The sequence below is a fragment of the Sphingobium sp. AntQ-1 genome, assembly GCF_028538045.1.
Taxonomy (GTDB): Bacteria; Pseudomonadota; Alphaproteobacteria; order Sphingomonadales; family Sphingomonadaceae; genus Sphingobium; species Sphingobium cupriresistens.
Map to the genome: position 1 here is coordinate 2,751,306 of NZ_CP117158.1, position 14,562 is coordinate 2,765,867.

Consider the following 14,562-nt stretch of genomic DNA (forward strand, 5'->3'; position numbering starts at 1 on the left):
CACGGTAACGTAAGGCTGGGGCCATGGCGACGATGCTGTTGCGTAACGGATGGGTCACGCGGACGCGCCAGTGACGCGACGCCCGCGCGACGGGCGCTGGGGCAGCGCGCGGCGGGGCTGGCCCATCTTTCAGGATAGATCAGATAAAATCCTACATCGGAAGGAGTTTGGCAGGGGCGGCTTTGGCGTGAGGGTTGCAGGCTCGCTGCGCTCGCCACCCATCCTGTAAAGGGAGGAGGATGACAGGAAATCACCCCATCCCCAACAACCGCAGCCTCACTCTTCCCCGAACTTGTCCTCGACCAGGCCGACCAGCTTGCCCAGCGAATCGGCGGCTTCGGGTCCGGTGGCCTTGATCGTGATATGATCGCCCATCGCGGCGCCCAGCATCATCAGGCCCATGATCGACGTGCCGGTGACATGGTTGCCGTCCTTGCTCACCAGGATGTCGGCGGGCAGGCCGCTGGCCAGGGTCACGAATTTGGCGCTGGCGCGGGCGTGGAGGCCGCGCTTGTTGCTGATACGGACTAACTGGCTGACTTCATTCATGTGGTGCTGCCCAACAGTTCCGACGCGACGCTGATATATTTCTGCCCGGCTTCGCGCGCGGCGGCCACCGCGGCGCGCACGTCCATCACCTTCCGCGCGCTTTCCAGGCGGATGAGCATGGGCAGGTTGATGCCCGCGATCACCTCGATCTCGCCGGCTTTCAGCAGCGAGATGGCGAGGTTGGAGGGGGTGCCGCCGAACAGGTCGGTCAGCAGGATCACGCCCGATCCGTCCTGCACGCGGGCGACCGCCGTCGCGATGTCGGCGCGGCGCAGTTCCATGTCGTCTTCCGGCCCGATGCAGATCGTTTCGATCTGCTGCTGGGGGCCGACAACATGTTCCATGGCTACGACAAATTCGGTCGCCAGCGACCCATGGGTGACGAGTACGAGTCCAATCATGTGCTTCTGCGGCCCACCTGCTTCATGATATTGCTTTCGGGCCTCCCGGACGGCGCTTCTCCAGACTATCCTGGGGCGTCGATTCAATATTGCGGTGCAAGACCGTGGGCGAAAAGCCCGCATCTTGCAAGTAGTTCGCGACACGTTCCGCCACATGGACGGAGCGGTGCTTGCCCCCGGTGCAGCCGAAGGCCACGGTGATATAGGCCTTTCCGCCTTCCGAATAGCGCGGCAGCAGGGTGGCGAGCAGGTCCTCGATCTTGCCGACCGCTTCCTCATAGGCGGGATCGGCCTGGATATAGGCGGCGACGTCCGGGTCTTGCCCGGTCTTGGGCCGCAGGTCGGCGTCCCAGTGCGGATTGCGCAGGAAGCGCATGTCGAACATCAGGTCGGCATTGCGGGGCACGCCGCGCGAAAAGCCGAAGGAGAGAATGGTCAGGACCGGGTCCGACAGCCGTTCGCGCGAGAAGCGGCTGCGAATTTCCTGCTGTAGCGAGTTGCTGGTGAAGCCGGTGGTGTCGATCACCTGGGTCGCCCAGCGGCGCAGCGGTTCGGTCAGTTCGCGTTCGCGGGCGATGCCGTCGGCGGCCGGGCGATCGAGCGCGAGGGGATGGCGACGGCGGGTTTCAGCGAAACGGCGTTCCAGTTCGGTGCCGGAGCAGTCGAGGAACAGGGTTTCGATGTCATGGCCATGGCGTTCGCGCATCGCCTTGATCCGCTGGACGATGGCGTTGGCGTCGAAATCGCGGGTGCGGGCATCGATGCCCAGCGCCAGCGGCCGCTCGTCCGCGCCAGCATGGCCCGCGGGCAGGGGGGTGTCGAGCAGCCGGTCGAGCAGGACGAGGGGGAGGTTGTCGACGACTTCCCAGCCCATATCCTCCAGCGTCTTGAGCGCAGTGGTCTTGCCCGCGCCCGACAGACCGGAGAGCAGGAGAATGGTCTTGGGCGGGGTCATGGCGCAAATCCGAGGGATTTCAACGCGAGTTCGACCTTGATCGGGGCGGAGGCTTCGAACGGGGCGATCTTGATGACGGGCACGTCAATGCCCGCGACGGCGCGAAACAGCGGCTCCAGAGGCATACGGTCCACAATGTCGAACAGATCGGCGAGCAGGGCCACCGGCGCATCCTGCGCCACGGGCAGGGCGATAATGCCGAGGCCGCGCACTTCCATCTTGCCCCGGATCGTGTCGGGGGCGGTGGCGACCAGTCGGCCGTCGATGCGTTTGACCAGCGTATAGTCGTCGCTGACGAGGATGCCGCCACGGTCGATCAGGCGCAGGCCGAGGTCGGACTTGCCGCTGCCGCTGGGGCCGCACAGCAGCACGACACGGCCAGCAATGGCCACGCTCGTTGCGTGGAGCGTCTCTGATGAAAGTGCGCGCGCCATATCCCCGACACCCCTCTTAACCTGTGTTGGTCGTGATGGAAATGCCGCTGGGACGGCCTTTCGTCCTATTCCGAAACGATGCCCGGATCGCGCTCCACCGCCATAGGCAGGCGCAGGATGAAACGGGCGCCGCTTTGCGCGTCTTCCCGGTCGCCGATGCCGATCTTGCCCTGATGCCCTTCGATGATCGAGCGGGCGATGGCGAGGCCCAGGCCCGAATGTTTGCCAAACGCTTCTCCTTCCGGGCGGACGCTGTGGAAGCGGCGGAAGATATGCTCGCGTTCGGATGGCGGGACGCCTGGCCCTTCATCCTCGACGCTGACCAGCACTTCATGGTCGGCGACGGTGGCGATGATCTGGACGAGGCCGCCGTCGGGGGAGAAGGAGATGGCGTTGTCGATCAGATTGTCGAGCACGCGGATCAGCCGCCCTTCCTCGCCCAGCACCACCGCGACATCCTTGCGCGGACGGGCGAAGGCGAGGCGGACGCCGCGCGGCACGCCGCGCGCTTCGCGCGCGATCACCATCCGTTCGATGAGGAGACCAAGGTCGATCGGCTCGAATCGGGTGCGGGACAGTTCAGCATCGACGCGCGAGGCTTCGGCGATGTCGGTGACGAGACGGTCGAGGCGGCGGACATCGTCCTGAGCGATGGCCATCAACTGGTCGCGCAGGTCGGGCCGCTCCGCCCCGACCCGGTCGAGCGCGTCGAGGGCGGAGCGCAGCGAGGCGATCGGGTTTTTGAGTTCATGACTGACATCGGCGGCGAAGGCGTCGGTCGCGTCGATCCGCTGGCGCAGGGCGTGGCTCATGTCGGACAGGGCGCGGGCCAACATGCCGATCTCGTCGCGTCGTTCGGGCAGGCGCGGCACGGTGACTTCGCGCGCGCGGCCGAGGCGCACCCGCACGGCGGCGCGGGCGAGGCGCTGGAGCGGGCGGACGATGGTGCGCGCCAGGAACAGCGAGAGCAGCACCGAGGCGAGCGCCGCTACGGCCAGCACCATGCCCAGGCGCAGCCGTTCGGCGCGCACGATGCGGGTGATGTCGCGAGCGTTTTCGGTCGCCAACAACGCCGTGCCGTCGCGCACCTGCGTCGCGGCCGAAATCATGAAGGTGCGGTCGGGGGCGTAGCGGTTCATCGCCTGCGGCTGGCCGGTCTTGCGGGCTAGCAGCAGTTCGGGCCAGGCCTCGGCGCGGTCGACCGTGGGCTCGATGAAGTCGGGCGGGCGGTCGGCCGACACGATCCGGTCCACCGCCTTGTCGAGGAAACGGGCGACATGGCGCTGCCATTCCTCTTCGGATGGCAGGCGCAGGCGGTAGCGCGGCGCATCCATGGTGAAGCTGTCGGCAATCAGGCCACCGCTGGCCGCATAGCGGCGCACCCGGTCGCCGGTCTGGCGCGAATAGGCGGCGATCAGCGCATCGTGCCGGTCGGCAGGCGCATTTTCGAGGCCGATAGCGAGCAGCTTCAATTCGCGCGCGGACTGTTCCAGCCGGGCGTCGACGATGCGCGTGCGATAACTGTCGAGATAGAAGAAGCCCCCCGCCAGCAGCGCCAGCGCGAAGACGTTGACGGCCAGGATGCGCGGGGTGAGGCTGATCCGGCCAGACCAGCGCAACCCGGCATCGCCGCCTTCATTCCTCCGAGAAACGATATCCGGCGCCATAGAGGGTGTCGATTGCATTGAAGTCGGAATCCACCTCGCGGAATTTGCGCCGCAGCCGCTTGATATGGCTGTCGATCGTGCGGTCGTCGACATAGACGTCGTCCTGATAGGCGGCGTCCATCAACTGGTTGCGGTTCTTGACCACGCCGGGCCGCTGCGCAAGGGTTTCCAGGATCAGAAATTCGGTGACCGTCAGGGTGACGTCCTGGCCGTTCCATTTCACCCGGTGGCGCGCCGGGTCCATTTCCAGCCGGCCGCGGATGATCGGGTCGGCGACCGGCTGGTCGGGGGCGTCGGGGATCTTGCTGACCTCGGCGCGGCGCAGGATGGCGCGGATGCGCGCCAGCAGCAGGCGCTGGGAAAAGGGCTTGGCGATATAATCGTCGGCGCCCATGGCGAGGCCCAGCGCTTCGTCCAGCTCATCCGCCTTGGACGTCAGAAAGATGACCGGCATCTGGCTCTTTTCGCGCAGGCGGCGGAGCAGTTCCAGCCCGTCCATGCGCGGCATCTTGATATCGAAGACGGCGAGGTCGGCCGGGTTGTCCAGCAGCGCCTTGAGCGCGCTTTCGGGATCGGAATAGATGCGCGTCAGAAAACCTTCGGTCTGCAGCGCGATCGACACCGATGTCAGGATATTCTTGTCGTCATCCACCAGGGCGATGGTTGCGGTCATGCGGTGTCCCATGGTCGTGAAAGGGGGATGGAAGGAGCGTTAGACCATGGCGGCCGGGCTCGCAAGGAAGGCGGGCGGCGGTTCCACTGACAGAGGTGATGAAATTCGAGACATATCGCTGCGCACGGGGATTTGACGCTTTCGGCGCAAAGCCCTATGCCTTTGATTGTCAGCAGCAAGGGACGCCGTGCGATATAAGCGGCGCCCAAGGGGCGGATCGGTCGCGAACAAGACGAATGACGCGATACGAGCACAACATATTCAGGAGCAAAGGCGTGCAGGCCAAATCCTCAATCACCCTGGCCGACCAGGGCATCAAGACCAATGCCACCCAGTTCTGGAATCTGGGCACGGCGCCGCTGGTCGAAGCGGCGGTTCGTAATGGCGAGGGCATATTGTCCAAGGACGGCCCGCTGGTCGTCAAGACCGGCAAGCATACCGGCCGCAGCGCCAAGGACAAGTTCATCGTCCGGGACGCCGAAACCGAATCGACCGTCTGGTGGGGCGACACCAATCGCGGCATGACGCCCGACCATTTCGCCGCGCTCAAAGAAGATTTCTTCAAGGCGCTGGGCGAGAAGAACACGCTCTATGTCGCTGACCTGTTCGGCGGGTCGCAGCCCGAACATCGCGTCAATGTGCGCGTCATCAACGAGCGCGCCTGGCACAATTTATTTATCCGCACCCTGCTCGTGCGTCCCGGGGCAGAGGAACTGAGCAGCTTTGCGCCCGAATATACGATCATCGACCTGCCGACCTTCAAGGCCGATCCGGCCCGCCATGGTTGCCGCAGCGAAACCGTGGTCGCGGTCAATTTCACCGAGAAGCTGATCCTGATCGGCGGCACCGCCTATGCCGGCGAGATGAAGAAGTCGGTCTTCGGCATCCTCAACTATCTGCTGCCGACCAAGGGCGTGATGCCGATGCATTGTTCCGCCAACATCGGCGCGAACGGCGACACGGCGGTCTTCTTCGGCCTGTCCGGCACCGGCAAGACGACGCTGTCGGCCGACGCCAGCCGCACGCTGATCGGCGATGACGAGCATGGCTGGTCGGACACGGCGGTCTTCAATTTCGAGGGCGGCTGCTATGCCAAGATGATCAACCTGTCGGCCGAAGCCGAGCCTGAGATCTTCGCCACGACCAAGCGGTTCGGCACGGTGCTGGAAAATGTTGTGATCGACGAGGAGACTCGCGAGATCGACCTGGACGACAACAGCCTGGCCGAGAATAGCCGCGGTTCCTATCCGATCGATTTCATCCCGAACACGTCGGAGAAGAATCTGGGTCCGGTGCCCAAGAATATCATCTTCCTGACCGCCGACGCTTATGGCGTTCTGCCGCCTATCGCCCGGCTGACCCCGGAACAGGCGATGTATCACTTCCTGTCTGGCTATACCGCGCGCGTCGCGGGGACAGAAATTGGCGTGACCGAGCCGACCGCGACCTTCTCGACCTGCTTCGGCGCGCCGTTCATGCCGCGTCATCCATCCGTCTATGGCAATCTGCTGAAAGAGCGGATCAACAAGGGCGGCGTCACCTGCTGGCTGGTCAATACCGGTTGGGCGGGCGGCAAGGCGACCATGCCGGGGATCAAGCGGATGCCGATCAAGGTGACGCGCGCGCTGCTGAACGCGGCGCTCGACGGCAGCCTGAACCAGGCCGAATTCCGCACCGATCCGAATTTCGGCTTCGACGTGCCGGTGGCGGTCAATGGCGTGGAGCCGACCATCCTCGACCCGCGCGCGATGTGGGCGGACAAGGGGGCCTATGACGCGACCGCCGCGACGCTGGTGAAGGCGTTCGTGGACAATTTCGCCCAGTTCGTGGACCATGTCGATGACGGCGTGCGCGACGCGGCGCTGGTCGCCGCCTGATCCACGGCGACAGGCTGCGCAAAGAGCCGGGGGAGCGATCCTCCGGCTCTTTTGCTTTGGGTTAAGGGCGCAAGCTGCTATTCTGCACGCCAACCTTCATGCGGGAGTTGCGGGCATGTTCGAGAATCTGATTGGCAAAATGGGCGGGCTGGAAGCCATTGCGGCGCAGATCGGCGTCACGCCTGAGCAGATGCAGGGCCTGATGAGCGAGATCAGCGCCAAGATCGGGTCGGGCGAAACCAGCGTGTCGGCGCTGGCCGAAACCGCGGCCGAACACGGCGTATCGGCGGACAAGTTGCAGGAATTGCTCGGCACGTTCGGCGGGCCGGAAGCGATATTGGGCAAGCTGGGCGGCTTTTTCGACAAGGATGGCGACGGCAATCCGATGAACGAACTGGGCGGCATCGCCAAGGGCCTGTTTGGCTGACCAGGCGGCTGGGGGTGTCTGCGAAAACGCGCGCCCTGCCGGTAGCAGGTTTATGCTCCCCAAGTTTTTTTGGCCTTGCCTTCGCACGGTGGACGGGCCATTCGCAGACTTCAATATTATTGCGAGCGATCCGCAAGAAACATCGCCCAACTGCGGTGCTTTGCGTAGTGCAAGGATAGACTGTTGACCGACGAGACGATCGAAAAGCCGGTTTTGGAACCCACCGGCGCGCTTTCCGTGGAAACCGTGCTGTCTGTGAAGCACTGGAACGAGCATCTGTTCAGCTTCCGTATCACGCGGCCTGCAAGCTTCCGTTTCCGGTCGGGCGAGTTCATCATGATCGGCCTGAAGGGCGACAATGGCAAGCCGCTGCTGCGCGCCTATTCGATCGCCAGCCCCGCCTGGGACGAAGAGATCGAGTTCCTGTCGATCAAGGTGCAGGACGGGCCGCTGACCAGCAAGCTCCAGAAGATCGAGCCGGGCGACCAGATATACCTCGGTCGCAAGCCGACCGGGACTTTGGTGACCGACGCGCTGTTGCCGGGCAAGCGGTTGTTCATGCTGTCGACCGGCACGGGCCTCGCCCCGTTCCTGAGCCTGCCGCGCGACCCGGACGTGTATGAATTTTACGAGCAGGTCGTGGTGGTCCATTCGGTGCGCCGGGTGAGCGACCTGGCCTTCCGCGACGAGATGGAAGGCAAATGGTCGGAAGACCCGCTGGTATCGGAGCAGGCGCCTAACCAGTTCCATTATGTGCCGACCGTGACCCGCGAGCCGTTCGACGGCCATACCGCGCGGATCGACAAGCTGGTCGAGAGCGGCGCGCTGTTCGAGGGGATTCCGGGGGCGGCGAAGTTCGATCCCGAAACCGACCGGATCATGATGTGCGGCAGCATGGAGATGATCAAGCAGTTCGGGGCTTATTTCGAGGAACAGGGCTTTACCGAAGGCTCCAATGCGGCGCCGGGGCAGTTCGTGATCGAGCGGGCGTTCGTCGGGTAAAGGCTGACGCAGCGATAATAGGGAAGGGCCGGGGGAGTGATCCTCCGGCCCTTTTTCATATGGGTAATAGCGTTGCGTGTTTCCGCGCGGGAACATGTAGCGAGGCTGTTGATTGCGCCCTCCTCCGTTCCGCCACCCAGACGTCGATGCTCTGGCCCAGCACGGTCATTGGGACGCCGCCGCTCTTGACCACGGCGTCGTTGAACAGGCGGAAGTCGAACCTGTCGCCCAGCGCCTGTTGCGCTTGTGCCCGCAGGCGGACGATTTCGCCATGGCCGACCTTGTAGCCGCAGGCCTGGCCCGGCCAGGCGCAGTAGCGGTCGACTTCGCCCTGAACATCCTCGACCGTCGAGCCGTTGGTGGTGGCGAACCAGTGAATCGCCTTGTCGCGGGTCCAGCGCTTGGCGTGGAGACCGGTGTCGACCACGAGGCGGCAGCAGCGATAAGCGATCGACTGGAGATAGCCCAGCCGCCCGGCGATATCGCCATCATAGGCGCCCAGTTCGTCGCCCAGTTGCTCGGCATAGAGCGCCCAGCCTTCGCTATAGGCGTTGAAGGCGAGGAGCGAGCGGATCAGCGGCAGTTTATAGCTATATTCGCCCTGCCAGATATGGCCCGGAATCCCTTCATGATAGCAGAGCGTCGGCAGCGCGTAGCGCGGCCAGATGCTGGTGTCGCGCAGGTTGATATAATAGTTGCCGGGCACCGAGCCGTCGATCGACCCGGCCCCGGCATAGGCGCCGGGCGCGCCCGCTTCGATTTCCACCGGCACGCGCTTGACGATCAGTTTTGCGGGCACCAGCGTCGCGAAGGCGCGGGGCAGGCGGGTGCGGATGTCGGCGAGGCGGCCGTCGATGAAGGACAGGATCTGCGCCCGGCCGGCGTCGTCGTTGGGGAAGAGATAGCGCGGGTCTTTGCCCATCGCGGTCATGCGTTCGCCCACCGTGCCTTTGGTCATGCCGAGCTTGCCGAGCAGCCCGTCCATTTCGGACTGGAGCGCGGCGAGCTGGTCGAGGCCGAGCCTATGGACCTCGTCGGGCGCCATGGTCGTGGTGGTCCCGGCCTTGAGCGCCCAAGCATAATAGCCATCCCCCTGCGGCAGTTTCCACACGCCCGCGTCCATCGTCGCGGTGGCGCGCTGGCGGGTGAGTTCGGCAACCTGGGCGGCGAGGGCGGGGGCGACCTGATCATGGACGATGGCCTGCGCCTTCGCGGCATAATCGCCGGGCATGTCCTTCGTGCGGCGGGCGAGCGAGGCGACCGGCACCCACTGGTCGAGGGGGAGCGCTTGCACCGCCTTCATCTGGCCCAGTGTCTTGTCGAGCAGGAAGGCGGGGGCGGTGACGCCGATGCCGGCGTCATGCTTCAACCGCTCGGTTTCGCCGGCCAGGTTCGCGGCATAGGCGGACAGGCGGGCGAGATAGGCGTCGGCGTCGGCTGCGTCCTTGACGCCATGGTTGCTGTCGAGGAAATCGGGGGTTTCCACGAAGCTGCCGGTATTCTGGGCGACCGCATAGGGGCTGTTGCGGTAGGACCAGTTGCTGTTCATGATCGCCATGTCGCCGAAGGGAAAGGCGAAGCCTTCCGCCGCGGTGTTGTGGGCGGTGCGGACCACCTCCACATCGATGCGGGTCGCGGGTGAGAGCGGCGCGAGATCGATGCCGCGCAGCCGGGCGAGGCGGTCCTTTACATGCGCGGCGATCTGCGCCTGGCCGGCGGGCGTCTTGTTGCCGAGGCGGCTTTTGAGCGGGGCGCGTGCGCCGGTGTCGATGCCCAGGCCGCTGGCGGTTTCCGGGGCATCGGCCAGCATCGCTTCGGCCATGTCGGCGAGCAGCGCCTGCGCGGCGGCGTCCGGGCCGGTGGCGGCGCGGGCGGGGAGGGCGGTCAGGCTGAGGGCGGACGCGCCGGCGGCCAGGAAATCGCGGCGATTGGTGCGCATGGAATGTGGGTCTCCGGTAGATCGTGGCGGTCAGCTTGGCATATTTTCGCTGGGCATATGGCAGTTTATTTGCGGCCGTCGTGGCGCGTGCGAAAAGCCTGCGAAGTTCACACCATTCTGGCCGACGCCTTTTTGCGGGTCACGAACCGGCGGCGTCGATGTCGCAAATAGGCGCCGGAAAGAGCGCCTGAACCTGAACGAACGGCCGCCTCCGGAGAATGGAAATAGGACGTCGGATGGCGGCAAATCCGCCTAAACCCCCTCCACCCGTAGCATCGTCCCGTCCGCGCCCACGATCCGCACCCTGGCGCCAGCGTCGGCATCCGCGCCGGTGGCGGTCCAGACGCTGTCGCCGACCCTGACGCGGCCTTCGCCGCCGACGATCGGTTCCACGACCGTCACGATCTGGCCGATCAGGCGGGCGGTGCGGTCGTTGAGGAGGGGATCGGTGGAGGCGACCGGATTGTCGACATACCAGCGGCGGCCGGCATAGACCGCCGCGATGCTGAGCGCTGCGAAGAGCAGGAACTGGAGCGGGAGCGCGATCGGCAGGGCGAGCGCGACGAGGCCGGTGATGGCGGCGGCGATCGCGATCCAGATCAGGAAGACGCCGGGGATCATCACCTCCGCAATGCCCAGCAGGGCCGCGAAGACCAGCCAGCCCCAATGATCCTGGAGCAGGGAGAGAGTGGCAGTCATGGGTGGATGGTCCGATTACGCATTGGGGAGGTTGGTTTAAAGGACGTCGCAGCGATGTGGAGAAGGAAGGGAAGGGGCTTCGACAGGCGCGGGACGAACGGCCGGGCGCTTGTAACCGTCCAGCGTGATGTGGCTGTCACCATGCCCATCACCCCTGGCTCTGGCCGAAGGGGCCGCGGCGGGGCGGTGCCGGCGGGGTGGGCGCGGGGGTGCCGTCGGCGCCCAGCGCTTCCTTCGCCAGCGCGCCGATGCCGCCCAGCGTACCGATCAGCTGGGTCGCTTCGACCGGGAAGAGAATGGTCTTGGCATTGGGGCTGGTCGCGAACTGGCTGACCGCCTCGGTATATTTTTGCGCGATGAAATAGTTGAGCGCCTGCGGATTGCCGGCGGAAATGGCGTCAGAGACCATCTGCGTCGCCTTGGCTTCGGCCTCCGCCTCGCGCTCGCGGGCTTCGGCGTCGCGGAAGGCGGCTTCGCGGCGACCTTCGGCTTGTAATATCTGGCCCTGCTTTTCGCCCTCGGCGCGCAGGATTTCGGCGGCGCGGGCGCCTTCGGCATCCAGGATGTTGGCGCGCTTCTCGCGCTCCGCCTTCATCTGGCGGCCCATGGCGTTGACGATGTCGGCGGGCGGGCGAATGTCCTTCAGCTCGACGCGGGTGATCTTGATCCCCCAGGCGTTGGTGGCGTGATCGACCACGGACAGCAGGCGGGCGTTGATCTCGTCGCGCTTGGAGAGGGTCTCGTCGAGGTCCATCGAGCCCATGACGGTGCGCAGGTTGGTGGTCGCGAGCTGCATGATCGCGACATAGAGTTCGGACACTTCATAGGCGGCCTTGGCGGCGTCGAGCACCTGGAAGAAGACCACGCCGTCGACCGACACCATGGCGTTGTCCTTGGTGATGATCTCCTGCCCCGGAATGTCGACCACCTGCTCCATCATGTTGATGCGGCGACCCACGGCGTAGAAGAAGGCGGGGTAGAAATTGAGGCCGGGCTTGGCGACTTCGGTGAACCGGCCAAAGCGTTCGATCGTATATTGATAGCCCTGCCGCACCACCTTCACGCTGACCGCGAGGTAGAAGAGGACGAGGCCCGTGAGCGTCAGTGCGAAGGTCGTCAGCATATCCATGTCTCTCCCCCGGATGTGGGCTTGGATTATGCGCCCTAATCGTTAACGGGGAAAGGCAAACCGCTACCCAGGAGAATATCATGTTGCTGCGTCACGCCCGTTCGCTGCTGTTCCTGCCCGCGTCCAACGCGCGCGCCATCGCCAAGGCGCGGACATTGCCGTGCGACATGGTCATATTGGACCTGGAAGATGCGGTGGCGGACGACGCCAAGGAAGAGGCGCGGGCCGGCGCGATCGCGGCGCTGGGCGAGGGTTTTGGCGGGCGGATCGGCGCGGTGCGGATCAATGTCGCGGGGACGCCTTGGCACGGGGCGGAGATGGTGGCGGTCAAGGCGTCGGCCGCGGACTATGTCGTGCTGCCCAAGGTGGAGGCGGGGCGGCAGGTGAAAGACGTGTATAGCGTGTGCGGCAAGCCGGTGATCGCGATGATCGAAAGCGCGCGCGGCGTGCTGGCGGCGGTGGAGATCGCCGCGGCGGAGGGCTGCGCCGGGCTGTTCATGGGCAATAACGACCTGCGCCGCGACCTGGGCATACCGGCGGGCGTGGGGCGCGAGGGGCTGAGCCATGCGATGCAGGCGGTGGTGCTGGCGGCGCGGGCGGCGGGCATCGCGGTGTTCGACGGCGTGTATAACCGGCTGGACGATCTGGGCGCGCTGGAGGCGGAATGTGTGGCCGGCCATGCGCTGGGCTTCGATGGCAAGACGCTGATCCATCCGAGCCAGGTGCCGGTGGCGAACCAGGTGTTCGGGCCGGACGCGCAGGCGGTGGCGGACGCGCGGCGGCTCATCGAGGCGGCGACCGGCGGGGCGGAACGCTATGAGGGGCGGATGATCGAGGCGATGCATGTCGGGGAAGCGCGCGCGCTGGTGGCGCGGGCTGAGGCGGTGGGGCAATAGGCCTATGCCGTAGCGGAAGGAGCGGCGACCTGCCGTTTTCCGCAGTCAGATTTTCGCGGGACTGGCCGCGGATGGCGCGCTGGTGTCGCGCGACAATTTCGACATGGGCGTGCGCGGCGAGAAAAATGAGCGCGAGACGATGCGTTTCGTAGGCGGGTTCGAGGGGGAAATTTCCGACCATGCCCGCTATGAACTGTCCTATACGTTCGGCCAGACCAAGTCGAAGGTGCTGCTGACCGATTATCGCATCGGCGATCGTTATTGGGCCGCGATCGACGCGGTGCGCGACCCGGCCACCGGACAGATCGTCTGCCGGTCCGACCTGGACCCCACGGCCAACATCAATCCCGACAATTATGACGCGCCGGCCACGACCTTCACGCCGGGCGCGGGCAGCGGTTGCCGTCCGCTCAACCTGCTGGGCAACGGGTCGCCCAGTCAGGCGGCGCTCGACTGGGTCAATGCCGACATATTGAACCGCGCCAAAATCCAGCAGCATGTCGTGTCAGGTTCGATCTCTGGCGATTTCGGCCAGTTCTTTGAATTGCCGGGCGGTCCCATCGGCTTCGCCATCGGCGGCGAATATCGCAAGGAGAAGAGCAGCTTCGTGCCCGACGACCTGTTGCAGCAGGGCGCGTTGGCGGACTTTTCGCTGCAATTGCCTGAAAAGGGCAGCTTTGACGTGAAGGAAATTTTTGGCGAATTGTCGGTGCCGGTGCTCAAGGAAGTGCCCTTCGCCTATAATCTGAGCTTTGGCGCGGCGATCCGGCTGTCGGATTATTCGACCATCGGCAAGACCACGACCTGGAAGGTGGACGGCACCTATGCGCCGATCCCCGACATCACCTTCCGCGGCACTTGGTCCGAAGCGGTGCGCGCGCCCAACATCACCGAACTGTTCGCGCCGCGCAACGGCGGGTTCGATTTCATCGGTGATCCATGCGACCCGGTCTATATCGGCGAGGGCACGCAATATCGCGTCGCCAATTGCCAGGCGACGCTGGCGGCCGCGGGCCTGACGCCGGAACAGATTGCTGCGTTCAACCCGGAAAACGATCCGACCGCGACTGTCAGCCTGCCGGGCTTTTCCGGCGGCAACCGCAATCTGAAGGAAGAAACGGCGCGGACGTGGACGGCGGGCGTGGTGCTGCGCCCCAGCTTCATTCCGGGCCTGCTGGCGTCGTTCGACTGGTATGACATCAAGCTGAAAAATGCCGTCAACACCGCCACAGCGGAAGAAGTGGCGGAACTGTGCGTCGATCAGCCGACGCTGGACAATGTGTTCTGCCAGAATATCGGCCGCGACACGACGACTGGCTATATCAATAGCTGGTACGTCCAGCCGCAGAATGTGGCCAATTTCCGAACGTCGGGTGCGGACTTCAAGCTGAATTACGGCTTCAACACCGCCAAGACGGGGTCGTTTGCGATCACGCTGGTCGGTGGTTACCTCAACAAGCTGGAATTCATCCCGACGCCGGGCGCAAGCGTCGATGTGGACCGCGAGGAAGCCTATTATCCCAAGTGGAACGCGACCGGGGACATCACCTGGAAGATGGACAAGCTGACGATCAACTATGGCGTGAGCTGGTTCAGCAAGACGCGGCGATACGAGTTGGAGCAGACCAACGCCAACCCGGATATCGCCGAGAGCAAATATCTAAAATACAAGGAAAAGTGGCAGCACGACCTGTATGTCGCCTATGATGTGGACGAACGGTTCCGCTTCTATGTCGGCGCGAACAACCTGTTCGACCAGCAGCCGTCGATCGCGTCGTCCAACTATCCGATCAGCTATGTCGGCCGGTACATGTATGCGGGCGCCAAGATCACGATGTAATTGGTTGGTGTCCGATCACGCGGGAGGAGGGGCGGTTTTCCGCCCCTTTTCTTTTTGGAGAGGCGGGTGAGCCG

General features: G+C 64.7%; 14 protein-coding genes. 5 read left to right on the forward strand and 9 right to left on the reverse strand.

Annotated features, from left to right (window positions below):
* Positions 1–276 precede the first annotated feature (276 nt).
* From sphantq_RS13740 to sphantq_RS13765, 6 genes are all read right to left on the reverse strand, one after another.
* On the reverse strand, positions 277–549 hold the full coding sequence (locus sphantq_RS13740) for an HPr family phosphocarrier protein (RefSeq protein ID WP_066600539.1): 273 nt from the start codon (positions 547–549) through the stop codon (positions 277–279).
* The gene (locus sphantq_RS13745; protein ID WP_066600542.1) at positions 546–950 is read right to left on the reverse strand and encodes a PTS sugar transporter subunit IIA; all 405 of its coding nucleotides are present in this window, start codon (positions 948–950) and stop codon (positions 546–548) included. Before sphantq_RS13745 ends, sphantq_RS13740 begins: the two co-directional genes overlap by 4 nt.
* A 22-nt stretch (positions 951–972) precedes the next feature.
* Entirely contained in the window at positions 973–1,905 is a 933-nt protein-coding gene (rapZ, locus tag sphantq_RS13750; protein WP_129926500.1) for an RNase adapter RapZ, read from the reverse strand.
* On the reverse strand, positions 1,902–2,339 hold the full coding sequence (locus sphantq_RS13755; RefSeq protein WP_066600547.1) for an HPr kinase/phosphorylase: 438 nt from the start codon (positions 2,337–2,339) through the stop codon (positions 1,902–1,904). The genes rapZ and sphantq_RS13755 overlap by 4 nt, the downstream gene beginning before the upstream one ends.
* A 65-nt stretch (positions 2,340–2,404) precedes the next feature.
* Positions 2,405–4,006 (reverse strand): sensor histidine kinase, encoded by a 1,602-nt coding sequence (locus sphantq_RS13760; RefSeq protein WP_272798755.1) that lies wholly within the window; start codon positions 4,004–4,006, stop codon positions 2,405–2,407.
* The gene (locus sphantq_RS13765) at positions 3,975–4,679 is read right to left on the reverse strand and encodes a response regulator transcription factor (protein ID WP_066600551.1); all 705 of its coding nucleotides are present in this window, start codon (positions 4,677–4,679) and stop codon (positions 3,975–3,977) included. The genes sphantq_RS13760 and sphantq_RS13765 overlap by 32 nt, the downstream gene beginning before the upstream one ends.
* 275 nt (positions 4,680–4,954) lie before the next feature.
* Between sphantq_RS13765 and sphantq_RS13770 the strand changes: the two genes are divergently transcribed.
* The 3 genes from sphantq_RS13770 to sphantq_RS13780 all read left to right on the forward strand — a co-directional run bounded on the left by sphantq_RS13770 (position 4,955) and on the right by sphantq_RS13780 (position 7,985).
* Positions 4,955–6,556: a phosphoenolpyruvate carboxykinase gene (locus sphantq_RS13770; RefSeq protein WP_129926498.1), complete on the forward strand. Its 1,602-nt coding sequence runs from the start codon at positions 4,955–4,957 to the stop codon at positions 6,554–6,556.
* Between the two features lie 115 nt (positions 6,557–6,671).
* Positions 6,672–6,983: a hypothetical protein gene (locus sphantq_RS13775; RefSeq protein ID WP_066600552.1), complete on the forward strand. Its 312-nt coding sequence runs from the start codon at positions 6,672–6,674 to the stop codon at positions 6,981–6,983.
* 183 nt (positions 6,984–7,166) lie between these two features.
* Entirely contained in the window at positions 7,167–7,985 is an 819-nt protein-coding gene (locus sphantq_RS13780) for a ferredoxin--NADP reductase (RefSeq protein WP_066600555.1), read from the forward strand.
* 55 nt (positions 7,986–8,040) lie between these two features.
* On the opposite strand, the gene sphantq_RS13785 is transcribed toward sphantq_RS13780, so the two are convergent.
* The 3 genes from sphantq_RS13785 to sphantq_RS13795 all read right to left on the reverse strand — a co-directional run bounded on the left by sphantq_RS13785 (position 8,041) and on the right by sphantq_RS13795 (position 11,746).
* Positions 8,041–9,924, reverse strand: a complete 1,884-nt coding sequence (locus sphantq_RS13785; protein ID WP_272798756.1) for a DUF885 domain-containing protein — start codon at positions 9,922–9,924, stop codon at positions 8,041–8,043.
* Between the two features lie 252 nt (positions 9,925–10,176).
* A complete protein-coding gene (locus tag sphantq_RS13790) occupies positions 10,177–10,623 on the reverse strand; it encodes an NfeD family protein (RefSeq protein WP_066600560.1) in 447 nt (148 codons plus the stop codon).
* 148 nt (positions 10,624–10,771) lie between these two features.
* A complete protein-coding gene (locus sphantq_RS13795) occupies positions 10,772–11,746 on the reverse strand; it encodes an SPFH domain-containing protein (RefSeq protein WP_066604938.1) in 975 nt (324 codons plus the stop codon).
* Positions 11,747–11,832: 86 nt separating this feature from the next.
* On the opposite strand from sphantq_RS13795, the gene sphantq_RS13800 reads away from it, so the two are divergent.
* Both sphantq_RS13800 and sphantq_RS13805 read left to right on the forward strand, forming a co-directional pair.
* Positions 11,833–12,648, forward strand: a complete 816-nt coding sequence (locus sphantq_RS13800) for an HpcH/HpaI aldolase/citrate lyase family protein (RefSeq protein WP_066600565.1) — start codon at positions 11,833–11,835, stop codon at positions 12,646–12,648.
* Positions 12,649–12,730: 82 nt separating this feature from the next.
* Positions 12,731–14,488, forward strand: coding sequence for a TonB-dependent receptor (locus sphantq_RS13805; RefSeq protein WP_242496009.1), 1,758 nt, complete (start codon positions 12,731–12,733; stop codon positions 14,486–14,488).
* Positions 14,489–14,562: the final 74 nt, after the last annotated feature.